This is a genomic window from Verrucomicrobium spinosum DSM 4136 = JCM 18804 (genome assembly GCF_000172155.1).
In the GTDB taxonomy this organism is placed as follows: domain Bacteria; phylum Verrucomicrobiota; class Verrucomicrobiia; order Verrucomicrobiales; family Verrucomicrobiaceae; genus Verrucomicrobium; species Verrucomicrobium spinosum.
This window is the reverse complement of sequence record NZ_ABIZ01000001.1, coordinates 1473051-1498926: the sequence shown is the minus strand read 5'-3', so window position 1 is coordinate 1498926 and position 25876 is coordinate 1473051. Positions and strand designations below refer to the sequence as shown.

Genomic DNA, 25876 nt, shown 5'->3' with positions numbered 1-25876 from the left:
AGCGTCGCAGCAGTGAACAATCGAGGAGCCTGCTGGGCGATGCAGGTACCGCCGAATGCCGGCAAATAGCGCGGCTCAGCACGGCTCCCTTTAGAACTCAGTCGATGGTGATATCCCACATCAGCGAAGGTCTCGGCAACCAGATGTTTCAGTATGCGGCAGGCCGGAGGCTGTCCTACCACCTTGGCACCACGTTGAAGCTGGACGACTATCACTACCGTCTCCATCCATTCAGATCATTCCAACTCGATCGATTCCTGATCACTTCGCCGATCGCGACGGACGCCGAGATCAGTCATTTGTGTCCTTTGGAAGGCCTTGCCAGGGCTATCCGGGCCCGCCTTCCAGGAAAACTGCGGGGCGCCACCCTTCGGCTTCTGGGCAATTTGGGGCTGGGCAGCCCATACCAACCGCGATTGCACTCCTTCAAGGAAGAAACACCGAAACAACCTCTTCTTATCGGAAAAGTGGTGTCGGAGCGGCACTTCCATTTTGATCCGGACGTGTTGGAATGCCCGGACAATGTCTGCCTCGTCGGTTACTGGCAGGATGAGCGTTACTTCGGGGAAATCAGGGACATTCTTCTTCGAGAACTCACCCTGAAATCGCCTCCGGCTGGAGCCACAAAAGCAGTGCTGGAGAGAATTCAGCGCAGCAGCTCCGTCTCTCTCCACGTCCGCCGGGGAGACAAGACGAAATCTTCCAGCTATCATTGCACTTCCCTCGAGTACTGCCTGGCAGCGATGTCCGAGATGCGGGCCAGACTCCAAGCGCCCACCTTCTTTGTGTTCAGTGATGATTGGGATTGGGTCAGAGAGCAAATTCCTTGCTCTTCATCTGTCATACATGTCGATCACAATCGCGCTGAAGACGTATCGGAGGATTTTCGACTGATGAAGTCCTGCGATCATCACATCATCGCCTCCAGTTCTCTCAGTTGGTGGGCTGCGTGGCTGGGAACCAATGAAAATTCCTTTGTCTTCAGCCCCCCTGCAGACCGCTGGTTAAATTTTTCGAACCACTTTACAGCGGACGTCCTGCCTCCCCATTGGATCCAGTTGGACGGAAGTTCGCTGTTGCCGGCTCAATGAAGGTCTCGCTGCTCATCCCGGCTTACCAGGCCGCCAACTTTCTTCCGGACATCATTTCCGATGCCCGGGCTCAGGAGAAGCCGTTTGACGAGATCCTTGTGTATGACGACGCCAGCACAGACGAAACGATCGCCGTTGCCGAGGCACTGGGAGCCAACGTCATCGAGGGCAAAGTCAACAGGGGTGCCGCCTTCGCAAGAAACCGCCTGCTGGAAGCCGCAAGTTGCCCATGGATCCACTTCCACGATGCTGATGACAGGCTCGATCCCGCCTACCTCTCGACCGTTTCCAAACTCAATCCGTCAGGGAATGAAATTGTCCTTTGCGGTCTGAAGATGTTTGATTCGCAAAGCGGCAAGTATGGGCAGGAGTTTCATTGGATGCAGCTGAATGGGTGCTCAGACCTTGGAACATACCTTGCCTGTCAGTTCCAAATGGGTTCTGGTCTTTATCCTGCCGCTCTGCTACGGAGCATTGGAGGCTTCCGTGAGGACCTTCGAGGGGCAGAGGATCATGAGATCCACATCCGCCTGTTTCTCGCAGGTGCCAGGTTTCGGACCATTCCCTCCCCCTTGAATGTCTACTGCCGACACGGAGGGATCACGTTCACCGAAACCCAACCGGAACAACTCAACTCAGACTGGTTGAAGGTGTACAAGAGCTATATGGGGGCAATCCCACCTGCCCACCACGACGTCCTCGCAAGCATGTTCATGGAATTGGCGTACAAGTGCCACGCTCAGCGTCAATTCTCTGAAACGGATGAAGCCATCAAGCTTGCAAACGCCCTTGGTCGAGATTCGGTGGTATCCTCATCCCGCTTGCTGAGAATGGTTTCCAGGTTCACGGGAGCAAAGATGGTGTTCCGGTTCCGCAGCATTTGGAATCGCTTTCGAGCAACTTGATTCACCACTGGCCCTTGCCCATCTGGAAAATGCTTCTTCATCAAGCAGGTGTTGAATCTCATTGAATCCAAGCTTGAATTAGCACCCATTCTGAAACCGCCACTCGACAGGAGCACCCGCCAGTCCCAAGACATCTTGATTCTGGACTCGACACTCAGCCCATGAAAAGCACCCTGTCCGTATGCAGCCTTTTTGAAGGACACTACGACCTTGGTGCCGCCGCGCTCATCAATTCCCTGGTGTTGAACGGATTTTCAGGCCGAATTTGGTTCGGCATCCGCGGCGATCCTCCCGCTTGGGTACGCCAGTTTGAGATCAATCCGGCAGGGGGATTTCAGGCCGGAGGGGTTGCCTTGCATTTCATTACCCTCTCGACACCTGATTTTCTTGCGTCGACAAAAGCTGACTTCATGCTCTCCATTTTGCAAGACAGGGATCCTAATTGCGAGGGCATAGTCTACTTTGACCCGGACATCGTTGTGGATGCCCCTTGGAGTTTCTTCGAAGATTGGGCCAGCCGGGGAGTTGCCCTGTGCGAGGACAGTTGCTTTGGAAGCATGTCTGAGAATCACCTCTTGCGAGTAAAGTGGCGGGATTTTGCAGAAAGGGTGGTCGGTCAACAGGTCGTGAATCTGCCCAACCGCTCCTACAATAGCGGATTTGCAGCAGTGATGCGTCCGCAACTTTCCTTCCTGGAAGACTGGAGTCACGCCACAGCCTGCCTTCCGAAGATCGGGGTCGCCCTCTCCTCCTTTAAGCCGGGAACCCGTCGAGACGCATTTTTCGGCACCGATCAAGACACGATGAACGTTGCTAGCATGGTTAATCGGCAACCGATCATCGCCCTAGGTCAGGAAGGCATGGGTTTCTCTGCCGGAATGAACGTCATGTGGCATGCCGTGGACAATCCCAAACCTTGGTGCCGCAACTATCTTTTGCATTTGTTGCGCTTCGGTCAGGGTGTTCCTCAGAGCCACCGCAACTATTGGCGCTTCGCAAACGGACTGATTTCTCCCTGGTCGAGATCTCAGTATTTCCTACGCTGTCTGAACTTGAAGCTGGCCACCCTGTTGAGCCGGTTCTATCACAGCGCCTCCTGACCGCATCTCATGATGGTGGACACCATCTATCTTCGCTGATTTGGCATTTTTGTCCGGGCGCATGGTTCGCAGTGTCCACCCAGACCATGATTAATTCATCTACCGCAGGTCAATCTACGGGCACACGGCCGCATGCGCTGTTCTTGATTGACTCACTCGAATCTGCACACGGAACCGAAATGCTCGCCGTGATTCTCGCGCACGAACTCGTGGCGCAAGGCTGGCAGGTCTCGTTCTACACTGCCCGCTATACACCCGGTCGATCTCCTTGGACACCCGCGTTGCAAGCCCGCTCCATTCGTGTTTACAGACCATGGTTTGGATTTCTGCGCCGTTTTCAACTTCCTCACCGCCAGGTCGTGGCGCTGCTCCGCCACCATGCCAGAATCCGTCATCCCGCCCTCATTTGGTCTCCAACCAATGACATTCTCACCTGTCTTGCCCTTCAGCAGCGTCCCGGGCCGTCCATCCCATTTTTCGTCCACGATCCAAGCGAAGCCAGCCCTGCTTGTCCCAACTACGAACCACTTTGGTTTAAGGTCTGCAATCAGGTGACAGCGCTCTCGGTACACGGAGAAAGGCAGCTGCAGTCGGCAAAGGAGTACTACCAGATGACAAGGCCTGTGGAGATCGTCCGGCCATCTTCGCTGCCTGCCCTCAAAGTCTCCAAACTTGATCTGGACAAAGAAGTCCTGCGTTTGGGGCAGTTTGGAAGGCTGGCCACCATGAAAGGCTCACTCTTTTCCGTGGCCGCCCTCGCAGACTGCCTGTCTCGCGGCGGCAAGGCCGAACTTCACTTTTTTGGAGACGGTCCCATGAAACCCGCCACCCAGGAGCTTGCGTACAGCCTTGGCATCAGTGGCAAGGTGTTGTTTCATGGACGCTATCATCCGGAGCAACTCGACACCCTGGCGGCCGGCATCGATGTCGGTCTCATGCCATCCACCTATGAAGGCTTCGGCCTGGTCATGCTGGAAATGCTCTCCCGCGGACGCCCTGTGATCGCCAGCGATGTGGGCAGCAGCCAGGAAGTGCTGGGAGGAGGAGGAGGCTGGGTGGTGCCCAAAGCAAACACTGTAGCTCTCGCGGACGCCATGCTCGACTGTTGCCTCAATCGCCCGGAAGTTTTACGCAAGGCCGCAGAAGGGCCAATCGTCTGGGCAAACCAATTCACTCCGGCGAAGATGGCTGAACGTTACTTGGCATTTTGGAGCTCACATTGCCAAGGCCTCCCCCCATACAAGAGCTGCCAAGCATAATCGGAGCACGGCGCTCCGACCTCTTCAGATGTCACTGCTCTATTGTCTGACTCATCCAGTCCAATATCAGGTGCCGCTAGTACGGCACTTGATAGATGGCGGCGTGGATATTGAGGTTGTGTATCGGACCCTGGGAGCTGTGGAGGGATATTTCGACCACGGTTTCAACCAGGAAATCGTGTGGGATGTGCCCTTGCTGGCAGGATACCCCTACACTTCCCTTCCTTCAAATCTGGGGTTCCGTTCCACACTACAGTATTTCAACCAGGCGTTCCAGGATCGAAAACCGCAAGCAACTTGGATACACGGCTGGGGGAGCGCCTATGCCCGCGCCGCATGGTTGGCAGCCCGCCACCTCCGGATCCCCGTTCTCATGCGGGGAGACTCGCAACTCGCCGCATTCAAAGGGTCTTCACTGAAGCGAATACTGCATCGATGGGTGTTCAGCCGGCTGTTCCGCACCGTGAGCCACTTTCTGGCGGTGGGAAGTGCAAACAAGGCGTTCTACCTTCACTATGGGGTTCCAGAGGATCGCATCACGACCATGCCCTATGCGGTCGACAATCAGTTTTTTCGGCAACGCGCTATGGACTCGTCGGCTCGCCGGCAAGATTTCCGTGACGCCCTGAACTTGCCTCCAAACCGGCCGGTTGTTCTCTATGTTGGCAAACTTCATCCTGACAAATCGCCGGAGACACTGATTCGGGCAGTCTCCCAACTCGTATCAGCACAGACCTCTTCGTCGCCACCTATTTTGCTGATGGTCGGGGATGGTGAAATGCGCCACACGTTGGAAACTCAAGCCGCAGGCCTGCCGCCCGACACGGTCAGATTTCTCGGCTTCCGGAATCAAACTGAACTTCCAGCCTTCTACGACCTCTGCGACATCTTTGTCCTCCCTTCAGTGTTTGAGCCTTGGGGACTCGTCGTTAACGAAGTCATGAATGCATCAAAACCGGTGATTGTTAGCGACCGGGTAGGCGCTGCTGATGACCTCGTCAAAAATGGCGTGAATGGCTTTGTCTTCCCAGCGGGAAGTGTTGACGCCTTGGCTGGTCTTCTGAGCAAGCTGATTGCCGATCCCGCGCTTCGTGAGGCCTCCGGCCGGCAAAGTGCCGCCATCATTCGCAACTGGGGCTTTGAGCAGGATCTCACCGCCCTTCAGTCAGCTCTTCAGCACCTTTCAATCTTCAAAGAGGGATGAACTCATCCTCAGCATCCGCCTCCGGCATTTCCGTCGCCTACATGGGAGTGCATCAGGCTTACCAGCTTGCCTTGGCCGCCGCCGAGTTCAACCGGCTTCAGGCATTTTATTGCTCAGTGTATTCGGAGGGACCTCGTTGGGGCAAACTGCTCAAGAAGGTGTTGCGATCGGACCTGCTGAATCGCCGTGTTGATGGCCTCTCTGGAGCAAACATCATCGAGTATCCTTGGCCTTTGGTCGGCAAATTCATTCGGGACAAATTTCTCCCACACCGGCGGGATGACTGGCTTGCTGCCAGTGACCAATTTGACAAATGGTCAGCAAGTCAAATGGAACGGAACCCATCCCGCATATTTGTCGGCACTGAAACCTGTGATCTTTACGGCCTGCGCGTCGCCAGGCAACATGGCGCAGTTACTGTGCACGACTGCCCCCAGGTCCATCCTACGCTGCTCACACAGCTGATGGCGCAGGCATCAGACGCGGCGGGGCTACCTCAGCCCCTGCCCATCGACACCCCGGGCATGGCAGCACGCAAACTTGAGGAATATGCTCTGGCGGACTGGCTGCTGGTCTATTCAGATCTTCACAAATTGAGTTTTACCAACGCAGGCTTCAGTCCTGAGAGACTCTTCCAATGTCCGTTATGGGTAGATACCGAATTCTGGTCGGGCGGCGATCCTTCTGCTGCGGATGCGAAATCTCCGCTCAAGGCACTCTTCGTGGGCACACTCAACCTCCGCAAAGGTCTCCCCTTCCTCCTACAGGCTTACGACCTCTGTCATAAAAAGATCTCTCTGACCTTGGTCGGCAGTCTGGATCCAGCCATGCGTCCATTGCTCTCCCGCTATCAAGACAGGATCACCTGGATCCCGCCAGTGGACAAAGTGCAACTCAGGGAAATATATCGCCAACATGACGTGTTTATTCTCCCTTCCGTGGTGGACTCTTTTGGTTTCGTTGCACTGGAAGCCATGGCATGCGGCCTTCCTGTGGTAACAACCGCAAACTGCGGCGCGCCTGTCCCAGACAAGTCCTGGCAGGTTTCTGCCATGGACGGCAATCTCCTCGCAGAACGAATTCTGGCCATGGCTGATGACCGGGACCGCACAGCCCAACTGGGGATGGTCGCACGTCGGCATGCTTGTCAGTACACTGCCGCAAAGTACCGGAAAAACATCAACGATCTCTACCTGAAACTCCTTGGCATTTGATTTTTCATCCTCCAAGCCCGGCCCACCTCAGAACGAGAATTCACGTGGCCTGACCATCACGATTGTCGTTCCTACACTTGATCGCATCGACTTTCTCGAACGCTGTCTCGACTCGATCAAGCAACAAACGCATGTTCCAGATGAAATTGTTGTGGCAACCCACGAGTGGGACTCCACGACGGCCGCCTATTTGCGTTCGGCTGCACCCTTTCCGTGCCCGATTCGTCAGTCCGTCACCAGGGAAAAGGGTGTGATCGCCAACATGCAAGCTGCGATCAATATCACCAAGTCCAATGTGGTTGCATTGCTGGATGATGACGTAACTCTTCATCCAAACTGGATCGAAAAAGTCCTCTGTCACTTTGAAAGCCAACCCCGCCCCTCTGGCGTGGGAGGCAAGGACTTTCTGCAAGATGATCCGGCCGGGCGGCAGATCGAACCCCTCACTCGTCGAGTTGGAGTCTTCGCATGGACGGGGCACCTCTCAGGCAATCACCACCGGGGCACCGGGCCCCCTCGAGAGGTTGATGTTCTCAAGGGCTGCAATTGTGCCTACGACGGAGTCCTTCTGCGGCGGATAGGACTGGATCATTCGCTACGTGGCAGCGGAGCTCAAGTGGGCTGGGAGCTGAGTTTGGCCTTTGACATCAAAAAGACGGGGGGCCGTCTTGTGTACGACCCGTCCATTCAAGTCGATCACTGGATCGCACCCCGTCATGACGAAAGTCTCCTGAACCGGACATCGACTCAGACGGTCGAATTTCAGCACATGATTTACAATGGCTTTTGCATCATGCGCCGCAAGGCAAAGCTGCATCACTATTGGGGTCACGTCACCCATGCTCTGCTCTGGGGCAACAGGAGCGCATGCGGGGCCATTCGAAGTGTCTTGCTTGTCCTGTCAGGCGATCAAGACGCTTGGCGAAGGTTCGCCGTGGTTTTTCATTGCTGGGTTGAATCTGTCCGGACGACCCACCGGCCAGCCCGCTCCACCGCCCCCACCACCTGATTACCCCATTCTTGCGTGAATGAAGTAGTTCTATTTACCCCTTTCCACCCAGATTCCGGTGGCGGTGCCGTAGTTCTCCGGACGTTGATTGCCGCATTCAGCAAATTGAAAGTTCGCTGGCTCTATCTCGGCGACACCCCCTCCAACTTCCCTAACTCGCACTGTATTGCCCCATCCGTCATTGGGCAGCCGCTCCTCAAAGATTTGTCTGCGTCGCTTAAGATGTGGACAGGCTGGGGGCAGCCCGAGCTTGGGCGCATCGTCACCAGCATCACCAGGGAACAGCCGGCGGTGATCTGGACGGTGGCCATGAACGAGGGGATACCGGTGGGAAACATCGTGGCCGAAGAACTGGGCATCCCTCTTCACGTCTCCGTTCACGATGATCAGGTCGGGGCCATCGCCGGTCGGTCACGACGCTATTGGTGGATGGCAGGATTGATGCGAAAACCCTGGTTAAGATTGCTTCGAAGGGCAAGCTCCATCGACGTGATCAGTGATGGAATGAAACGTCGGTATGCTCAGTTGCATCACGTTGATTCCTTTGTCTGCCACCGAGTCATCACAGCCCTTCCGGAAATCGCAAACTCCGTATCCGGCGATGCGATCTCAGTCGGGCACATTGGAAACGTCTATTCCAACAAAGAGTACTCCTGCTTTTTGCTCGGCCTCCGTGCTTATAGAGAAACCCGGCGTCAATCTCTTCAGTTTTATCTCGTGGGCAGTCAGCCTGATCAGGTATGCCTGGCTCAAGAGATTCTGGGCTCAGATTCTGTCACAGACTACGATCATCTGAACGAGATCGATGCGGTCAGACTGCTTGGAGGCACCTCTTTTGTGTACGCCATGTATCCGTTTGATGCGAAGTCGTCAGAGTTTCGGCGCACGAGCTTACCGACAAAACTCTCAACATATGTCCAGAGTCAGCGGCCTATTTTCGCGCATGCACCTATGGACAGCACGCTCGCAGAAGTGGTCAGCAATGGCGAACTGGGGTACTGCTGCTCGGATCTACGGCCGCACGTTATCGCAGAAGGAGTAGAGAAGATCCTTTCCCTCCAAGTTCCAAAGTCTCGTTTCGAGGGCGTGCGATCTGCCAAATATGGGCTGAACAACGCCATCGCGCTGGAGACAGCTTTGCAAAACTGTTTGAACAACGCCACGCCGGCTTCCTGACACGGCTTAGCCCGGTTACATAATCTCACTCCCCACGATCCCCATGGGCGGACTTCCTAAAGAAACGATCTATCTCATCGGCGCCATAGGTGCCGTCATCATCTTCCTCCTTTCATTCGTCCATTGGAGGACAGCTGTAAAAATGGCGTTCATTGCCGTCATTTTCGAGGGTGCCATCCGAAAATGGGCATTGCCGCAGGCTCAAGACTTGGTGTACTTCTTGAAGGACGTGTTTCTGGCAGGAGCCTACGCGAAGTTCTTCCTGTTTTCTGACCCCCAAACTCGCGCTTTAAAATCCGCGGCACCAGCTGTCCCTGTTCTAACAGCTTTCGCGATCGTCGGTCTCTCCGCCCTCAACCCGAATCTGGATTCTCCAATTGTTGCTCTGTTTGGGCTTAAAACCTACTTCTTCTATTTACCCCTTCTTTTTATCGTCCCTCACCTGTTTGCCAACCAGCGCCAACTTCTTCACAATCTCTCCTGGTATTCCCTGCTGGCCATCCCAGTTTGCGTGCTCGGGATCTTTCAATTCTTTGCCCCGGCAGACTCTTTCTTAAACGTCTATGCCCATGAGGCAACCGCTCCAAGCGCGACTGCTGCTGTTGTTGGTGAACTGAAGTTTACTAGAATTACCGGCACCTTCTCTTATTTGACCGGTCTCACGACTTTTCTTCACTGCTTCACCGCATATTGTCTGGTGGTCATCACTTCGCCGGGAGCTCGATTCCAATCCATCAATTCGTTTATCTGCCTCCCGTTGCTGCTCGCCGCGGGTTACATGTCAGGCTCCCGCTCTGCAGTATTTGGCCAGATTATCATCACTTCGGGATTTGTTGTGGGAACCGCAGCATTGCGACTGAGTTCCATCAAGTTCGCGACGCTCAAAATTGGGCTGGCCCTGACACTCGCCTTGTTCAGTTCAATTTTCCTTTTCAAACAAGCCGCGAATGCCTTCTACCAAAGGGCCGCCTCTAGCGATACCGTTAAGGATCGGCTTCTCAGTCCAATCTTGGACTTGAGTGCAGGGATGGAACAAAGTGAAGGCATTGGCCTTGGCATCGGCGTTACCAACCCTGCCTCTTTTGCCCTTCGCAACGCTTTGAGCATTCCTCCTCCCAAAAAGCAGGCGCTGTTTGAATCCGAACCGGCGCAGATCATGGCGGAGGTTGGACCACTTGGCTTTGGCATCTGGTATGGATTGCGGTTCTATTTGATAGCCCTCGCTTGGAAGCTGTTCCGCCGGTGCCAGCCTGGAATGGGCAAAGGCTTGGCGTTGGCTGCGGCTCTAATTCAGGTTATTCACCTTTTTGCACAGATCGTGTTCAACCACACCGCTGGATTCCTTGTTTTTGGCACTTTGGGTCTGGCACTTGCAGTTACCTTGCAACCTGTCTATGCCAGGCAGCCACGGGCTGAAAAGCACCGCCCATAGCGCATGGATGATCCTTCGTTGTTGACCTGCGGAGCTTGCACCAAAATTCAAGTATCCGTAGTCATTCCCGCCAGCACTAGGCGCGAAGGGTTGCTGCATACACTGTCAGTCATCCACGCGTGCACCCCAGCTCCGGACGACGTTTGTGTTCATGTAGACGGTGCCGATCCAGGCATCCTTGAGTCTATTGAGCGGTTTTGGCCGGAGGTGCGGATTTTTTCCTCACCTGAGAGGCTGGGTCCCGGCGGCGCACGTCACCTTCTCATCAATGCCGCTCTTCATGAGATTGTTGTCTCCTTCGATGACGATTCCTTCCCCGCCGATCCGTCGTTCTTTTCAAGAGTCGAATGGGTTTTCCGGTTCCACCCAGAGGCGACCATGCTGGCAGCCGCGACTTCTCCGGCGAAGGGCACCCCCCCATCTGACTGCCCTATTAGAGTGGCAGAGTTTGAGGGCTGTGGCTGCGTCTATCGAAAGTCCGCCTATCAGAAGCTTCCTGGCTACGTCCCCCGTCGTGTTGCCTATGGCATGGAAGAACTGGACTTGAGTCTGCAACTCTACCAACACGGAGGCATCATCCTTTACGATTCAAAGTTGCCAGTGATCCACCTGTCAGCGTCACCGGATCGGCACAGCTGTCAGGAACGGGCTGAAATGGTTGTCAACGCAGGACTCCTGCCTTTCCTCCGATATCCTTGCTGGCTGACACCCTTGATGTTCTGGCATGTCGCCACCCGTATGCGCTGGGAAATTTCCCATGGCACGCTCGCTGCGGCACTTCTGGGCATGTTGCTGTTGCCCTGCCGCCTTTTTGCCCTTAGGCGATTTCGTCAACCTGCCAGTGCCTCTGCGGTTCTCGGCTGGCATCGCCTCAGGAAATTGGAAAGGCGACGCTCCACTTAACTATCGCACAACGAAAGAAACTTACGCGACTCGACTATGCAGAACCACTCGAAGACTCATCGTCACACAAGCCCCCCTAACCTATGACGATCATCCCAGGGTTCCTGAAAAACTCCAGACTGTTCGGCACTCTGGAGTACTACCTGTATCCGCGAAAGAACAACAGCTGGGGCGGCGGCGGTCCGTTCAATGGACAGAACTTTCGCCAGGAGATTTTTAAAGAGCTCCTGCAGCAATTCAAATTTCAGCAGATTGTTGAAACTGGATCGTTCCGCGGCATCTCTACAGAATTCATGCAGTCCGTCTCAGGATTGCCAGTGACTTCGGTGGAGTACAATCCAAGGTTCTTCGGTTTCTCTTCGGCCAAATTTGCGAGGAACCCCATGGTACGGCTGAACCAAGGAGACAGCCGGCCGTTTCTGCAGCACCATCTGAATTCTGACAAAGTCAAAACCACCTGGACGTTTATCTATCTCGATGCCCACTGGCACGAAGACCTGCCGTTAAAGGAGGAACTGGAAATCATCCACTCCAGCAATGTGCCTGCCGTCATCATGATCGATGACTTTGAAGTACCTGATGATCCCAGCTATTCATACGACAACTATGGCGAGGGCCGGGCTCTTAACGTGTTGTACTTGCGTGGAACACCATTTTCCCAGCGCCCTTGGTTTTTCCCTAGCCTTGCCGGACATTCAGAGACTGGTGCAAAAAGAGGCACGATCGTGATGGCGACAAGTGAACGTCTCATGGAGGGCCTCCGGAAATGCAAGACTCTGAGAGAATGGAACTCGTCAAAGAGTTGAGCAGGGCCAAAATTGTCCCTTCCGCTGCAACCAGTTCGCTCACCTGCATCAAAAAACCATCTCCCATTTAGTGTCTCCCCCTCAGCAGGTCATCCACCTTTGGGCACCGGGCCTTTCCCCAGGCGCAGGAGGCATCCAGGCATTCTCCCGGCAAGCAACCCAGGCAGTGCGCCATCTGTTTCCCAATGCGGCCATTCGTGTGATTGCGAAGAACGATTGCCTGCCCTCATCTGACCCAATACTTGCACAAAATGTAAGGTGCTCTTCGGCAGCCCGGATGCCATTGAGATTGCGAACCGCCGCCATGGTGTTGATCGGATGGTACCATGCGCTTCGTGAACGCCCTGACTGCATCATTTGCTTTCATCTGAACTTCATGCCGGCAGTACTTCCGTTGGCACGCCTCCTTCGCAGCCCGTATGTGGGAGTCCTCCACGGCATCGAAGCGTGGAACCCGCTTCCGGCTTCCCGACGCCGGGCTCTGGCTTCTGCAGACTGGTTGTATGCCGTAAGTAGATTCACATTGCGCAGCTCCGCGGCTCGACATGGTCTCGATCTGGCGAAAGCATCGCTGCTTCCCTGTTCATTCGATGAGAGCAGGTTCTCCCCCGGGCCAAAGCCCGACAACCTCCTTTCCCGCTATGGTCTCCACATTGATCAACCAATCGCCCTGACAGTTGCCAGAGTCGACCGGTCAGAGCGTTACAAGGGACATGAAACCATGCTCGCCGCAATGCCGGGCATCCTGAACCGATGCCCGAACATGCGCTATATTGTCGCAGGCACAGGGGATGATCTTGGCTACCTTAAATCGGAGGCCTTACGCCTAGGCGTGGCAGATTCAGTGATCTTTACTGGGTTCATACCCACGGAAGAACTTCCCGATCTCTACCGGCTTTGCGACATCTTTGTGATGCCCAGCAAAGCTGAAGGATTTGGCATCGTGTTCTTGGAAGCCATGGCAAGCGGTCGGCCTGTCATTGCAGGAAACCAAGACGGATCAACAGATGCCCTGGATCAGGGGCGTCTTGGCGTGCTTGTCGATCCGGACGACAAAGTCGCCTTGGCGGACGCAGTATTGTCAATCCTCGATCAAAAGTACCCCAACAAGTTGCTCTTTCAGCCAATGGCACTCAGTGCCGCGGTGAAAGCGGCATTTGGCTTTGAAGCATTTAAGGCCCGACTGGCAGCACCTCTGCAAAAGTTGATGCCGAAAAACCGTCCACCCTACGCCTGATCATGTGCGGCATCGCAGGCATCGTCGAAAGCAACCCCTCCGGAACCATCCGGACAGACCAGCTACAGGCCATGCTTGATGCATTGCGTCACCGTGGGCCTGACGGGAGCTCTTCTTGGCAGTCGCCGTGTCACACCGCAGCGTTCGCACACGCCCGCTTGGCCATCCTGGATCTTTCCCCGGCTGGCATCCAGCCGATGAGCAGCCCAGATGGTCGCTTTACCATCACATTCAACGGTGAGATCTTCAACTTCGGGGCGCTCCGGCAAGAACTAGAGGATAGTGGTGTGCCGTTTTCCACAGGAACGGACACTGAGGTCGTGCTCCAGCTTTATGCCCGACAGGGAGCAGCCTGTCTGCAGAGTTTGCGAGGCATGTTTGCTTTCGCAATCTGGGATCACCAAGAAGAAACTTGCTTTCTTGCGCGGGATCCTTTTGGCATCAAGCCGCTCTATTATGCTGACCAGAACGGAAATATAGTATTTGCTTCGGAGTTGCGCAGCATGATCGCATCCGGTTTTGTGCCCCTCAGGCCAGATGAAGAAAGTGTCTGCCTTTTTCTCCAAAGTGGTTCGGTTCCGGAACCTCGCACGCTGCTCGAAGGCGTGTCCATGCTTGAGGCGGGTTGTCACCTCACTTGGCGAGCCGGGCACACGACGATCACACGCTGGTGGGAAGTCGGATTTCCAGTCTCAAACTGCTCCGATCTTGCGGAGAGCGTGCAACTCGCAAGATTGGCACTCCTTGACAGCATTGAGCACCACTTTGTGAGTGACGTACCAGTGGGCCTGTTTTTGAGCGGCGGCATTGATTCCACCGCGCTGCTAGCATTGGCCAATGCGACTGGGCGAGACCGTCTTCAGACCTTCAGCATCGGGGTCGACGATTCAGTCGCTGATGAAACCGGCCCAGCAGCACGCACAGCCAAACACTTCGGTGCCATCCATCACGAAATGCACCTCAGCGCAGAAACAGGCGCAGAACTCTTCGCAAAATTTCTCGACTCTGTGGATCAGCCGACGATCGACGGGTTCAACACCTATTGCGTCGCATCCCTTGCCCGTCATCACGGCATGAAGGTGGTACTCAGCGGCTTGGGTGGCGATGAAGTTTTCGGAGGATATCCCAGCTTCAGGCAGGTGCCCCGCCTGCAGCGCCTGCACAAAACTCTCGCTTTCGCGAAGTTGAACGGGTTGGCAGGTCGATCTCTTCAACTACACGGGCGGAGTTCGCGCCTGCGTCGTTTGGGAAGTCTTCTGACCTCTCCCGCCCCAGCGACAATCGCCGATGCCTACAGCAGTTTTCGCAGCATTAGAACTCATGAAGAAGCCAAGGCCCTGGCAAGTCTCGTTCTCAACCGTCCACAGGTCTCGATGAAGCAAAGCTCGTCGAGTTGGTCCATTCCACAAGACGGGCCCGATGCGGTAAGCGCACTCGAGCTGACCCACTATATGCGAAACCAATTGCTTCGCGACAGTGATGTCATGAGCATGGCCCACGGGCTGGAACTGCGGGTACCCTTGGTCGACAAGACTCTATTCGAATCCGTCGCGAAAGTGCCTGCCAGCTTGCGCCTTCGCATGGGCAAAATGCTTCTGGTGGATGCAGTGCCGGAGATTCCACCATGGATAAAAAATCAGCCGAAACGGGGCTTCTTATTTCCTTACCAAAAATGGTTGGCAACCCCAGAGTGGAAACAACAGTTTGATTCACTGACCAAGTCCTTCCCGATGAAACATCCGACATGGTATGAGCGCTGGAGCTTGTTCATGCTGGTGCATTGGCTTGAAAAACACCGGATCACTCCAAGCACTTTTCGATGAAGGTCCTCCATATCATTCCTTCGCTTGATCGGAGCGATGGTGGGCCGAGTTTCGCAATGGTAGCGATGGCCCATGGCCTTATCAAGCATGACGTGGAAGTGACGGTCGCGACCACACGCTGGCCCAGCTCAAGCGAAGTCGAAGTTGTGGGCCGCAGCTCTTTCCCCAACGATGCACGATTTACCCTTCATGAATTTCCAAGGCAAACCCAATTTTACAAGGCATCCCGACCTCTAGGCCGCTGGCTGAAGGAGAACATTACCAAGTTCGATCTCGTTCACATTCACGCACTTTTTTCCTACGCACCTTGGGCAGCTGCACATGCTGCCCGTCGCCATCGCATCCCCTACGTAGTTCGCCCCTTAGGCCTGCTCAATAACTGGGGCATGACCCACAGGCGCCCCTGGCTCAAGTCCATTTCGTTTCGGCTACTTGAAAGACCTCTTCTACAACATGCTGCAAAAATTCACTTCACCAGTCAGGCTGAGGCTGATGAAGCTGCCCCGTTGCAACTAACCTCGCAAACGGCGATTCTGCCTTTGGGAATTGATCTGAGACCGTTCTCTAATCTGCCTTCAACGTCACTGTTCTTCGAGCGCTTTCCAGCCGCGCAGTCCTCCCCTTTAATTTTGTTCCTCTCCCGGATAGATCCAAAAAAAGGAGTGGAGTTGTTGCTAAAGAGCTTCGCCCTAATCCAACAACGTCATCCAGACGCTGTGCTAGTACTCGCGGGCAATGCCCCTGCCAAATACGAGGCCGAACTCAAAACTCTGGCTTCAAACCTTCGAGTTGATCACAAGGTCATATGGACCGGCTTTCTGGATAATCAATTCAAGCTGTCCGCCCTGGCTGCTGCAGATGTATTTGTGCTGCCCTCCCATTCCGAGAATTTCGGAATTGCACTCCTCGAAGCGATGGCATCTGGCCGGGCCTGTGTCGCCACCCCTGGAGTGGCGCTAGCCCATGAAGCAGCGTCCGCCGTTGTCCGAAGCGAAGCCAAGGAGGACGCACTGGCAGACGCTATCGCTTTACTAGCATCAAGCCCAGTTGAACGGATGCGCCTCGGTGAAGATGCTGCATCTTTCGTGGCGTCCCGCTATTCACTGGAGGCTGTGGGAGCCCGGCTTGTAAAACTCTACGGCGAAGTGGTAGGCACAGGCAAAATGACATCGTGAATCTGGCCCACATCACCCCCCTCATCCTCACCTGGAACGAGGCACCCAACCTGGCCCGCTGCCTGGAACCACTCACAGCGTTCCCCAGGGTTGTGGTGTTGGACAGCCACAGCACGGACGGGACAGCGGCGATTGCCAGGGCCTTCCCCAACGTCACCTTCCAGCAGCGTGCCTTTGACGATCACACCTCACAGTGGAACCACGGCGTGGCCTTGGCGGATTCCCCATGGATCCTGGCACTGGACGCTGATTATGTCCTCGATCCGGGATTTGTTTCCGAACTGGCATCTCTCGCCCCAGTTCCCAGCGTGGTCGCTTATCATGCACGCTTCCGCTACTGCATCGCCGGCCGGCCTCTCCGGGCCACGCTCTACCCGCCGCGTGCCGTGCTTTTCCGCAAGGAAGCCTGCACCTACCGGCAGGACGGACACACCCAACTGCTAGATATCAACGGGACGACTGGCCTGATCCAAAGCTTCATCAATCATGATGACCGCAAATCCCTCACGCGGTGGATTCAGTCCCAGGACAGGTACGCCTTGTTGGAGGCCGAAAAACTCGCTACAGCCCTCGATGCCAGCCTGTCCCTCCAGGACCGGCTTCGCAAGTCCATGGTCCTCGCCCCCTTCGCGACTCTGATCTACTGCCTCTTCGCAAAAGGGCTCCTCTTCGATGGTTGGCGCGGGTGGTTCTACACATTGCAGCGGGTCCTCGCAGAGGTCATACTAGCCCTTCACCTCCTCGACCACCGCCTCCAGAAAAAACTTCCTCGAACCTGAATCATTCCGCATTCCGCATTCCGCATTCCGCATTCCGCATTCCGCATTCCGCATTCCGCATTCCGCATTCCGCATTCCGCATTCCGCATTCCGCATTCCGCATTCCGCATTCATAATTCATAATTCATAATTCATCATTTTGAATTTGTTGCTCGTCATTCCTTGTTTTCGCGAGAGCACCCGTCTCCGCCCCTTTCTCTCCGACCTTTGCAGGGTGCTGGGAGATGTTGGCGGTGTCTCCATCCTGGTGGTGGATGACGGGAGCGGTGAGGAGGAAGCCGGAAAGCTTCGCGCCCTGGTCGATGAATACCGCTCCGCCCACCCCTTTGTGCGGCCGATGCTGGCTCTGCCGCAGAACGTTGGGAAGGGGGGCACGGTGTATGCTGGCTGGTCCGCCCATCAGGGTGAGCAATGGCTGGCGTTCGCCGACGCCGATGGGGCGGTGTCCGCCTCCGAGATTGCCCGGCTGGTGACTGCTGTCCGATCCGCCCGCCAGGACGTTGCCCCCCACGCCTGGTTCGCCTCCAGGGTCAAGATGCTGGGACGCAATGTTCATCGCCTCTTTCACCGGCATCTCGTCGGGCGCATCTATGCAACGCTCGTTTCCGAGCTGCTCCACGTACCCGTCTATGACACCCAGTGCGGCTGCAAAGTGGTCCCGCGCCGGGTATTTGAATCCGTCCGGGACCGGCTCACGCTTATGGGCTTCGCCTTTGACGTCGATCTGATGATGGCCCTCCGGCACGCAGGCTGTGACATCTCAGAGTTCCCTGTGGACTGGAGTGAAATCCCCGGCGGCAAGATTCACCTCTTTCGGGATTCATGGCGGATGTTCCGGGACGTGTACCTGCTCCGGAAGAAGTGGCACGCGGATCCAGGCTCCCTTTACGGGGTGGAGTAAAAGATACTGGCATCTGCCAGCTCATGCGCATCCTTCTCCTCAACAAGTTCACCTCCCCGGATCCAGCCCCCACGGCCCGGTTGCTGGCCGAGTTGGGCACTGGACTTCAGGCGCGTGGTTGGGAGGTCTTCAGCAGATCCGCAGGGGGCAGTTACCGACAAGGCACGGGCTCGGGCGGCTTCAAGCGGTGGATGCGTGAAGGCTGGGCACATGGGAGACTCTTCGTCGCAGGCTGTCTTGCTCCGCGACCTGACGTGATTTTCTGCCTGTCCGACCCACCGGGCCTCGTCTTCACCGCCTCGCTCATCTCCCGCATCCGGCGCATTCCTCTCGCCCACTGGGTCATGGATGTTTACCCCCAAATCGCAGCCGCCCTGGGGGAGGTATCCCCGAAAAGCCCTCCCTACCGTTGGCTTGACAAGGCGGTGCAGCTCGGCCTTCGACGCTGTGAGCTGATCGGGTGTCTGGACGAGGACATGGCAGACGCTCTCCAGCTCAAAACCGACCCCCGGCTTCATCTCTGCCCCCCGTGGCCTCCTTCGACAATCACTGCGGCCTCAATAGTTAGCCAGCCGATAGTTTCGCAATCCCCATCCAGTTTCACCTGGCTCTACTCGGGCAATTTGGGCCGGGCGCACGATGTTGAAACCCTCCTTCAAACTCAGCATCAGCTGGAGGCAGCGGGACTGGAAGCGGACCTCGTATTCCAAGGGCGCGGCCCGCAGATTCCATGGGCAAAACATCGGGCAGCGGAACTTGGACTGCGACGGTGCCGCTGGCTGGACTACGCACCAGACGAGCAACTGGTCTCCTCCTTGCTTAGGGCAGATGTGCTCGTCGCCACTCAAAAAGTCGAAACCCAGGGTCTGCTCTGGCCGTCCAAACTCGCCGTTCTGAAGCACCTGAACCGGCCGATCCTCTGGATAGGCCCCACCGAAGGCGGCATCGCTCGAATGCTCCAAAAGAACCATCCCGGAGCAGGTCTCTTTGCACCGGGTGATTGCCAAGGAGTGACCGACTGGCTGCGCAATCAGATGTCAGGCGGCTCCGTGCCTGCTGCGGTTGTCTCTTGCCCGGAATGGCATGGAAAACTTGCGTCCATCCAGACTCTCGCCGTGGATGATTGGCACCAGCGCCTTGTCCAACTGGTCCGGTCGCCCCGCATAATCTCCTGACGGATGTCCCATTTACACAGTCTATTGGCATTGGATCTCCCCCTGCCGCGGGTGCCCTCCCCGATGATGTGGCTCCTCTTTACGGGGGCCATCTTGGTCAGTGCGCTCGGCACCTGGCTCATCATTCGCCAAAATTCCGGGCTGGGCATGGACCATCCGGATCAACATCGGAAACTGCACACAACACCAGTGCCAAGATTGGGCGGGCTTCCGGTCTTCGTGGCGCTCTGCCTGGGCTTTGCATTCGCTACCTGGTGGCTTCCAGATTTCTTCGCTCAATGGTGGCCGATCATCCTCACCAATCTGCTCATCTTTTCCGTGGGCTTCGCGGACGATCTGCGTCCGCTGGGGGCGCGGGTCAAGCTTGTCGGTCAGATAGGTGCCGCCTGCATCCTCTACGCGTTGGGCATCTCGATCGACAGCTTGTCCAACCCCTTTGGCGAGGGGCAGATCGTGTTGGGATGGTGGGGGCTCCCGATCACCCTCCTTTGGCTCATCTCCATCCCCAACATCATCAATCTCATCGACGGTATGGATGGGCTGGCCACGGGATTTGGCCTGTTCCTCAGCCTCACCCTCGCATTTGTTGGCCACTTTGCCAGGATGCCGGACGTGGTGCTCATCTCTGTGGTCATGAGCGGTGCCCTCATTGGCTTTCTCGTCTTCAACCTGCCACCGGCGCGCATCTTCCTTGGGGATGGAGGAGCCTACCTCATTGGCTTCTTTGTCGCCTCTGTCTCCCTCCTTTCCTCCAACAAGGGGACGATCATCGCCTCATTGCTGGTGGTCATCATCGCTCTGGGCGTGCCGATTCTTGACACCCTCTTTGCCATCATTCGCCGGCTCTTGCGCGGAGTACCCATCTTCCGCGCCGATGCCCAGCATATCCATCATCGCCTGATGTTGCTGGGCTTCAGCAAGGCCAAGGCGCTCATTGCCCTCTATACGGTGTGCCTGGTGCTCAGCCTCTTCGGCATCAGTCTCTTCTGGAATCGCGGTCTTTCTTTGCCGATTGCCACCGCAGCCCTGTTCCTGCTGGGGCTGGGCGCAGCGCGCTATCTGGGGTATGTCCGCAGTTGGCGGGAAGTACGGGCCCAGTTCAGAGAAGCGCTCAACCGACGCCGGGACATGCTCTACACTGCCGCCTATGGCAAGGTGCTGGAGTGGGAGGCAGAAAGATCGCTGGAGGCCGATGAGTTTCTCATGCTCTTCCGCCTGGGTACGGAGCGCATTGGGGTCAAGCTTGCCCCAGCGGCCGGGTTCCGCCCGCTGGATTTCTCACTCATCACAGACCTGACCTGCCGTCTCTACGTGCCGGACGACGCTGACATGGCAGATCGTTGGGTGGCCAAGGCGGACCAGCTCATTCCCGCCCTCAATCTCGCCACAGAAAGATGGGGCCGTCTGTCGGACATTGAATTCACACCTGCGGCAGGTTCCCTTGATTCCAGACCCATCGCTACGCCAAAAGCAAACCTCACCCCCTAGTACCCTAGGTGCTCAAAAGACAACGCAACTCCAAGTCCCCACGTCGCCCCCTCGTAGAGGATGAGGAAGACCCGCCGCCTTCCCGAAGCATCCCTCCAGTCGCGCCCACCCCTTGGTGGGCTCTCTTGCTCCTGGTGGCGGTGCCGCTGCTGGCCATCTCCATCTGCGGGAATCGGTCGCCCTTCGCGATAGGGCTCTCTACGGTGCTCATGGGTGCCGCCATCTTCGCTGCGCCCCCGCGCTTCAGAGTGCCGGCATGGGTCGGTGCCCCCTTGTTGCTGATGCTGGGTTTTTCCTTGTGCGGGTTGCTGCCCGTTGGAGACTCTGACCTTCCGGCGTGGCGCACCACCTTGCGGGACGCCTTTGGCATCATCATGCCAGGCACCCAGTCTCCCCAGCCCTGGATCACCCTTCAGGGGGTGCTATTACTCACCGTGGGCACCCTGTGGCTCAGCGTCTGCATCACCCGGGGGTTCGATGAACCCGAAAGGCGGACCCTGCTGCAGTTGCTGGTGCTGGGCATCGCTGGCATCGCCATTGCCAGCCTCGTCGTGCACTACGGGGACTATGAAGTGATTTTCTGGCAGGGCACCGAGCGCATTGACTACTACGGCCCCTTTACCAACCGGAACAACTTCTCGGGCTTGCTGGCCTCCGGGGCGGTGCTGGCCTTCGCCTGCACATATGATGCCTACCACCGTAAGCGCTGGTCTTGGCCCGTTTTTGCCCTCTCTATTCTCCCCATGTTCGGTGCCATCCTCGCCAACACCTCACGCACAGGGGTCGTGTTGTTCTTCGTCGGTCTGGGCATGTGGATGATGTCAGGCAGCCATGCCGCGCGTTCGGCGAAGCGTTTTGCCGTATCCACCTCCCTGCTGTTGATTCTCGCCACGGTCTCCCTCATCTACGGCCAGCGCATTCTGGAACGGTTCACAGGTTCGGAGGGCATCGTCTCCACGTTGAGCAGTGATGGCCGGATCAAGATCTTCCAGCAATCCCTGGCGCTCATCCCTCAGGCACCATTCATCGGGGTGGGGCTCGGCAATTTCGAGCCCGTGTACGCCCTGCACAAGACCGCCTCCGGTGATGGAATGATCACCCGCACCGCCCACCCGGAAAGCGACTGGCTCTGGCTGGGCATCGAAGGCGGACTGCTGGCCCTCGCGGCGGCATTCACCGCAGGTTATTTCATCTGGAAAGGCTTTGGAAGGTGGAAGAAATCCGACGGCAGCGGACGTCGCGACCGGCGGCTTCGCGCTGCTGCGGGGATTGGGGTCGCCCTGCTGTTTCTCCAGGCTTTTGTGGATACCCCCCTCCACACGCTGGGGCTGGCCACCTTCGGCGCACTGCTCGCCGGGCTGGCCTGGCACCCGGCCAAACGTCTTGCGGCGAACCTCTCCGTCCCCATCCTGCGCTACACCGCCAGCGGGATCTGTTTGTTCAGCGGCTTCGCGTGGATGGCCGTAGGTTCAGGGGAGGCTGTTCTGCCCGGGGCATTCAGCGCCAGGATGCAGCTGGAGTCTGCCAGGGCGCTCTCCTCCTCTGGCAATCAAGCTGACGCGCTCGAGGCCTTGAACAAAGTCATCGCCACTCAACCGATGAGATGGGATGCCTACTACATTCGCGCCGCCATCTCCCTCCAGCTCGGCCGCCCCCATCAGCAGGTGATGGACGACTTTTCCCGGGCTCGCGCACTGGAACCGAACACCCCCACCTTCTGCATGCAGGAGGCCGCCCTCTGGTTGGATCACGCCCCCCTTCAGGCCCTCCCGGCTCTGCGGGAGGCCATTCGCCGGGATCCTCGCAATGCCGCCGATTACTACAGACAGATCGCCGACAACATCCATCGCTTTCCCGATCTGCGGGAGCCGCTGCGATCCATGGCGGAGGATCCCAAGCTCCGTCTCCTCTATTTGGAACGGGTCTCTGGAAGCGACTTCCAGACAGCCCTGCGGGAGCTGCTCGACAGCCATCCCAGTCTCGACAACTTCACACCATCCCAGAAGCTGTCCCTCTTTGAGCTTTGGTACAGCAGGGGTGACAAGAATCAGCTCATCCGTGAACTTCAGAACAATCCCAACTGGAGCACCAGCGGATGGATCGTGCTGGGCCGACACTGGGCTGGCGAAGGGAAGTTTCGCGACGCTTGTGAGCTGGCGTTCAAACACATGCGACAGCCATCCCTTCCCGCCACAGGTGAAGTCCGGGATCTTGGGCAGTTGACCCGGAGCTTTCTACAGAATCCCATGGACGCGGTACGCGGCTTGGGGCTGTACCAAGTGCAGCGGCAACAAGGGCTAGATGCAGAGGCCTTCACCACCCTGAGAGATGTAACAAGAATCCCTAATACCCCAGTAGGCACCCTTTACGAATATGCCGTACGCCTCGCTGAGAAGGGAGATTATTCCCGTGCTTGGGACTCTCTTCTAGCCTATCGAACTCGCTCTGCCGAGCCCTGAGTACAACCATATATTCTCATTTTCGAGAAGTAAACGATTGACCCAAAGGAGTACTCTGTTTAACCTCGGTTAAATTTCTGTAAACTCCCATACCCAATCATTCTTCCTAACATGGCAAAAGTGGTAATCATTGATGACGAGGCGTCCATCTTGGAGCTTATGGCCAAGTTTTGCCGTGGCTTGGGACACGAGGTCGTGCAGTGCCAGACCGGGATGGCTGGATTGAGCAGCATCAGGGACAGTCGCCCCGATCTGGTGATTGTGGATCTCCGCATCGGTGATATTGACGGGTTGGAAATCATCAAACACACCCGTGCCGAATCCGCCAGCACCGCCATCATCATGGTGACAGGCCACGGCAGCGTAGAGACTGCCGTAGAGGCCATGCGGCTGGGCGCCTATGATTATCTCACAAAACCCTTCGACCTTGCCGACCTCAAGCGCACGATCGAACAAGCACTGGGACAGAAGAGCGTAACGGCCGCCAGCAGCTATCAAGCCGCCCCGCCCTCAGCAGCCAACAGTTCCCGTCTGGTAGGCGGCAGCGCGCCAATTCAAAAAATCCTCAGCATTGTCCAGCGCGTCGCCGATAATGACAGCCCTGTCCTGCTTGAAGGGGAATTCGGCGTCGGCAAGCAATTGATCGCTCGCGCCCTGCATGAGAGCAGCCGGCGCAGCTCCGGTCCTTTCAAAGCCATCCAATGCAGCGCGCTGCCGCCAGATCTTCTTGAGTCTGAGCTCTTCGGTCACGGCTCTCCACAGAACAGCATCTTTGCCCGCACACGTGGTGGCACCATCCACATTGCGGAGATCCACCAGATGCCGATGCGCATCCAGGCGCAATTGAACGGGTTTTTGGAGCAGGCCCAAGTCTCCTCCCAGACCATGTACAATGGTTCAGGATTTAACTTCCGCCTCATCACCTCCACCACAGCCCACCTCGAAGATTCCATTCGGGATGGGAAATTCCGCGAAGATCTCTATTATAAGCTCTCAGTGGTGCCCATCATTGTGCCGCCGCTGCGTGAGCGCCGGGAAGACATAGCCCTGCTCGTGGAGCATTTTCTTAGAGAACAAGCCCTGCGCTCCGGGCGGGGGATGAAGAGGATGGAAGCCTTTGCCGAGGAGTTTCTTGAGAAATATCCCTGGCCGGGAAACATCAGCGAACTGCGCAACGCGGTCGAGCGTGCGTGCGCCCTCGCGGAAGGAGATTCCATCAAACCCAGCGACCTGCCTGCCAAGGTCACCCAAAAGGTGGAGGCACCACTCGACCCTGCCAGCGGTGAAGGCAAACAGCGCCTGCCCATCGGTGGCACGCTGGATGAATTCATCCGCGGCCAGGAGAAGCTCTTTATTGCCGAGACCCTCAAGTTCAACAACGGCAGTCGTGAGAAGACGGCCAGCATGCTCGGCGTGAGTATCGCCACCCTTTACCGGAAAATGGAGCTCAATGTGGAGCGTAAAACCACGTCATAGGACCGTTTGCTTCTGACGCAGGCTGAATTGTCACCTTCAAGACACAAAAAAGCGCCTCTTTTCAGAGGCGCTTTTTTGTGTCTTGATCATGCCGCGCGCATGGCACTGCCGGGGGGTCAGAACACCAGTTCTTCTTTGGAAAGCACGTCTTGCAGCACCTCGCGCTGCCATGCCATGAGCTTGTTTCTAACTTCTCCATCCGGATTCAGGACCAGATCTTCCATCAGCCCCCGCGAACCCAACAGAGACGTCTCAAGTCCAAGCCCCTCTGCCTTGAGGTCTCGAGCTTGACAGAGCCGGTCGATCTTCGCCCGATCTTGGTCAGTCATTCGGCGGGCATGCTTTTTGGGCCGTTCCGGCCAGCTCGCGGGGTCTGCTTTCTTAACCCGGGTCACAGCCGCCTCGAAGGTTTCCTTCCACCGGCCGCGCCATCTGGGCGGAGGGTGGGCAGTACCCGAAGTTTCGAACTCCGTTGCCATCGTCAGCATCTGCTGATTGTTCAAAACGCGGAACGGAGGCACATCCTTTTCACGTGCGATACCATCACGCCAATTCCAGACCTCTCTCAAGATGGCGAGCCCTGCAGGCCGCAGCCGCCCGGAGCCACTGATGCGCCAAGCCTCATCGCGGTCTTTCTCCTGCCTCGAAAGAACATCTCGGCGCAGAGATTCACAACTCTGCTCAAACCAGGTCACACGATCCTTCGCCACCAGATCCGTCATGAAAATATCCACGAGCCGCCCCAGATAACGGACATCGTCAACCGCGTAAGCCTGCATTTTGGCAGGCAGAGGGCGGAGGCTCCAGTCTTCTTTTTGAGAGCTCTTGCAAAGCGTGACACCACAGTGCTGCTCCACCAGAGCCGCCAATCCAAAAGTACGATGCCCGGTCAGCCTGGCGGCCACTTGGGTGTCCTTGAGGTGTGTGGGGGTCCAGTTGCAGGTCCGCTTCAGCAGCGTCAGATCGTAGTCTGCGCTGTGAAACCACACCTCCGCATTGTCCACCACTTCCAACAACGGGCCGAGGTCGGAAAGAACCAGCGGATCAATCAGGGCATAAATGCCATTGGCAGCAAGCTGAATGAGACACAGCTTCTCCTGAAAGTGATGCAGGCTGTCTGCCTCCGTGTCCAGATAGACGCGAGTCAGCTCACCACGGGTGATCAAGCTATTGAGATCCGCGGCAAGCCCCCTCAATTGCTCTTCGGTGTCGATCCAATAGTAGTCCCGACCAATGGATGGCTCAGCGGATGAGGAAATCATGT

General features: G+C 56.7%; 21 protein-coding genes. 20 read left to right on the top strand and 1 reads right to left on the bottom strand.

What is annotated here, in order from left to right:
- Nucleotides 1–104: 104 nt before the first annotated feature.
- The 20 genes from VSP_RS05880 to VSP_RS05785 all read left to right on the top strand — a co-directional run bounded on the left by VSP_RS05880 (nt 105) and on the right by VSP_RS05785 (nt 24612).
- Nucleotides 105–1091, top strand: coding sequence for an alpha-1,2-fucosyltransferase (locus tag VSP_RS05880; protein ID WP_009959380.1), 987 nt, complete (start codon nt 105–107; stop codon nt 1089–1091).
- The gene (locus VSP_RS05875; RefSeq protein WP_009959378.1) at nt 1088–1996 is read left to right on the top strand and encodes a glycosyltransferase family 2 protein; all 909 of its coding nucleotides are present in this window, start codon (nt 1088–1090) and stop codon (nt 1994–1996) included. Before VSP_RS05880 ends, VSP_RS05875 begins: the two co-directional genes overlap by 4 nt.
- Nucleotides 1997–2157: 161 nt before the next feature.
- Nucleotides 2158–3096: a hypothetical protein gene (locus VSP_RS34070; protein ID WP_009959377.1), complete on the top strand. Its 939-nt coding sequence runs from the start codon at nt 2158–2160 to the stop codon at nt 3094–3096.
- The gene (locus VSP_RS42915; RefSeq protein WP_198141324.1) at nt 2982–4355 is read left to right on the top strand and encodes a glycosyltransferase family 4 protein; all 1374 of its coding nucleotides are present in this window, start codon (nt 2982–2984) and stop codon (nt 4353–4355) included. The genes VSP_RS34070 and VSP_RS42915 overlap by 115 nt, the downstream gene beginning before the upstream one ends.
- Nucleotides 4356–4383: 28 nt before the next feature.
- A complete protein-coding gene (locus VSP_RS05860) occupies nt 4384–5559 on the top strand; it encodes a glycosyltransferase family 4 protein (RefSeq protein WP_029190217.1) in 1176 nt (391 codons plus the stop codon).
- Entirely contained in the window at nt 5556–6773 is a 1218-nt protein-coding gene (locus VSP_RS05855) for a glycosyltransferase family 4 protein (protein WP_009959373.1), read from the top strand. The genes VSP_RS05860 and VSP_RS05855 overlap by 4 nt, the downstream gene beginning before the upstream one ends.
- Nucleotides 6763–7782: a glycosyltransferase family 2 protein gene (locus tag VSP_RS05850; RefSeq protein ID WP_009959372.1), complete on the top strand. Its 1020-nt coding sequence runs from the start codon at nt 6763–6765 to the stop codon at nt 7780–7782. Before VSP_RS05855 ends, VSP_RS05850 begins: the two co-directional genes overlap by 11 nt.
- A 15-nt stretch (nt 7783–7797) precedes the next feature.
- The gene (locus VSP_RS05845; RefSeq protein ID WP_157210755.1) at nt 7798–8958 is read left to right on the top strand and encodes a glycosyltransferase; all 1161 of its coding nucleotides are present in this window, start codon (nt 7798–7800) and stop codon (nt 8956–8958) included.
- Between the two features lie 43 nt (nt 8959–9001).
- Nucleotides 9002–10390, top strand: a complete 1389-nt coding sequence (locus VSP_RS05840) for a hypothetical protein (RefSeq protein ID WP_009959370.1) — start codon at nt 9002–9004, stop codon at nt 10388–10390.
- Nucleotides 10391–10393: 3 nt separating this feature from the next.
- On the top strand, nt 10394–11293 hold the full coding sequence (locus tag VSP_RS40680; protein WP_081452416.1) for a glycosyltransferase family 2 protein: 900 nt from the start codon (nt 10394–10396) through the stop codon (nt 11291–11293).
- A gap of 83 nt (nt 11294–11376) precedes the next feature.
- The gene (locus VSP_RS05830) at nt 11377–12099 is read left to right on the top strand and encodes a class I SAM-dependent methyltransferase (protein WP_009959368.1); all 723 of its coding nucleotides are present in this window, start codon (nt 11377–11379) and stop codon (nt 12097–12099) included.
- Nucleotides 12100–12376: 277 nt separating this feature from the next.
- Nucleotides 12377–13336: a glycosyltransferase family 4 protein gene (locus VSP_RS43585; protein ID WP_081452415.1), complete on the top strand. Its 960-nt coding sequence runs from the start codon at nt 12377–12379 to the stop codon at nt 13334–13336.
- 2 nt (nt 13337–13338) lie between these two features.
- Nucleotides 13339–15159 (top strand): asparagine synthase (glutamine-hydrolyzing), encoded by a 1821-nt coding sequence (gene asnB, locus VSP_RS05820; protein ID WP_009959366.1) that lies wholly within the window; start codon nt 13339–13341, stop codon nt 15157–15159.
- Nucleotides 15156–16334 (top strand): glycosyltransferase, encoded by a 1179-nt coding sequence (locus VSP_RS05815; protein ID WP_009959365.1) that lies wholly within the window; start codon nt 15156–15158, stop codon nt 16332–16334. The genes asnB and VSP_RS05815 overlap by 4 nt, the downstream gene beginning before the upstream one ends.
- The gene (locus VSP_RS05810) at nt 16331–17113 is read left to right on the top strand and encodes a glycosyltransferase family 2 protein (RefSeq protein WP_009959364.1); all 783 of its coding nucleotides are present in this window, start codon (nt 16331–16333) and stop codon (nt 17111–17113) included. Before VSP_RS05815 ends, VSP_RS05810 begins: the two co-directional genes overlap by 4 nt.
- Before the next feature lie 139 nt (nt 17114–17252).
- Nucleotides 17253–18014 carry a glycosyltransferase gene (locus VSP_RS05805; RefSeq protein ID WP_157210754.1) on the top strand — a complete coding sequence of 254 codons (762 nt, stop codon included), beginning with the start codon at nt 17253–17255 and terminating at the stop codon, nt 18012–18014.
- A gap of 23 nt (nt 18015–18037) precedes the next feature.
- Complete coding sequence (locus VSP_RS05800; RefSeq protein ID WP_009959361.1) at nt 18038–19189, top strand: glycosyltransferase; 1152 nt, start codon at nt 18038–18040, stop codon at nt 19187–19189.
- A 63-nt stretch (nt 19190–19252) separates the two neighbouring features.
- Nucleotides 19253–20677 carry an MraY family glycosyltransferase gene (locus tag VSP_RS38955; protein WP_157210753.1) on the top strand — a complete coding sequence of 475 codons (1425 nt, stop codon included), beginning with the start codon at nt 19253–19255 and terminating at the stop codon, nt 20675–20677.
- Nucleotides 20678–20685: 8 nt separating this feature from the next.
- Nucleotides 20686–23136, top strand: coding sequence for an O-antigen ligase family protein (locus tag VSP_RS05790; RefSeq protein WP_157210752.1), 2451 nt, complete (start codon nt 20686–20688; stop codon nt 23134–23136).
- 111 nt (nt 23137–23247) lie between these two features.
- A complete protein-coding gene (locus VSP_RS05785; RefSeq protein WP_009959358.1) occupies nt 23248–24612 on the top strand; it encodes a sigma-54-dependent transcriptional regulator in 1365 nt (454 codons plus the stop codon).
- 116 nt (nt 24613–24728) lie between these two features.
- Here VSP_RS05785 and VSP_RS34060 read toward each other — a convergent pair whose 3' ends face one another.
- Entirely contained in the window at nt 24729–25874 is a 1146-nt protein-coding gene (locus VSP_RS34060; RefSeq protein WP_009959357.1) for a ribonuclease D, read from the bottom strand.
- Nucleotides 25875–25876 lie beyond the last annotated feature (2 nt).

Bases quoted from the DNA above. Each gene is read 5' to 3' on its own strand.
- VSP_RS05880 (WP_009959380.1), top strand. From the start codon at position 105: ATGGTGATATCCCACATCAGCGAAGGTCTCGGCAACCAGATGTTTCAG.
- VSP_RS05875 (WP_009959378.1), top strand. From the start codon at position 1,088: ATGAAGGTCTCGCTGCTCATCCCGGCTTACCAGGCCGCCAACTTTCTT.
- VSP_RS34070 (WP_009959377.1), top strand. From the start codon at position 2,158: ATGAAAAGCACCCTGTCCGTATGCAGCCTTTTTGAAGGACACTACGAC.
- VSP_RS05860 (WP_029190217.1), top strand. From the start codon at position 4,384: ATGTCACTGCTCTATTGTCTGACTCATCCAGTCCAATATCAGGTGCCG.
- VSP_RS05855 (WP_009959373.1), top strand. From the start codon at position 5,556: ATGAACTCATCCTCAGCATCCGCCTCCGGCATTTCCGTCGCCTACATG.
- VSP_RS05840 (WP_009959370.1), top strand. From the start codon at position 9,002: ATGGGCGGACTTCCTAAAGAAACGATCTATCTCATCGGCGCCATAGGT.
- VSP_RS40680 (WP_081452416.1), top strand. From the start codon at position 10,394: ATGGATGATCCTTCGTTGTTGACCTGCGGAGCTTGCACCAAAATTCAA.
- VSP_RS05830 (WP_009959368.1), top strand. From the start codon at position 11,377: ATGACGATCATCCCAGGGTTCCTGAAAAACTCCAGACTGTTCGGCACT.
- VSP_RS43585 (WP_081452415.1), top strand. From the start codon at position 12,377: ATGCCATTGAGATTGCGAACCGCCGCCATGGTGTTGATCGGATGGTAC.
- asnB (WP_009959366.1), top strand. From the start codon at position 13,339: ATGTGCGGCATCGCAGGCATCGTCGAAAGCAACCCCTCCGGAACCATC.
- VSP_RS05815 (WP_009959365.1), top strand. From the start codon at position 15,156: ATGAAGGTCCTCCATATCATTCCTTCGCTTGATCGGAGCGATGGTGGG.
- VSP_RS05800 (WP_009959361.1), top strand. From the start codon at position 18,038: ATGCGCATCCTTCTCCTCAACAAGTTCACCTCCCCGGATCCAGCCCCC.
- VSP_RS38955 (WP_157210753.1), top strand. From the start codon at position 19,253: ATGATGTGGCTCCTCTTTACGGGGGCCATCTTGGTCAGTGCGCTCGGC.
- VSP_RS05785 (WP_009959358.1), top strand. From the start codon at position 23,248: ATGGCAAAAGTGGTAATCATTGATGACGAGGCGTCCATCTTGGAGCTT.
- VSP_RS34060 (WP_009959357.1), bottom strand. From the start codon at position 25,874: ATGATTTCCTCATCCGCTGAGCCATCCATTGGTCGGGACTACTATTGG.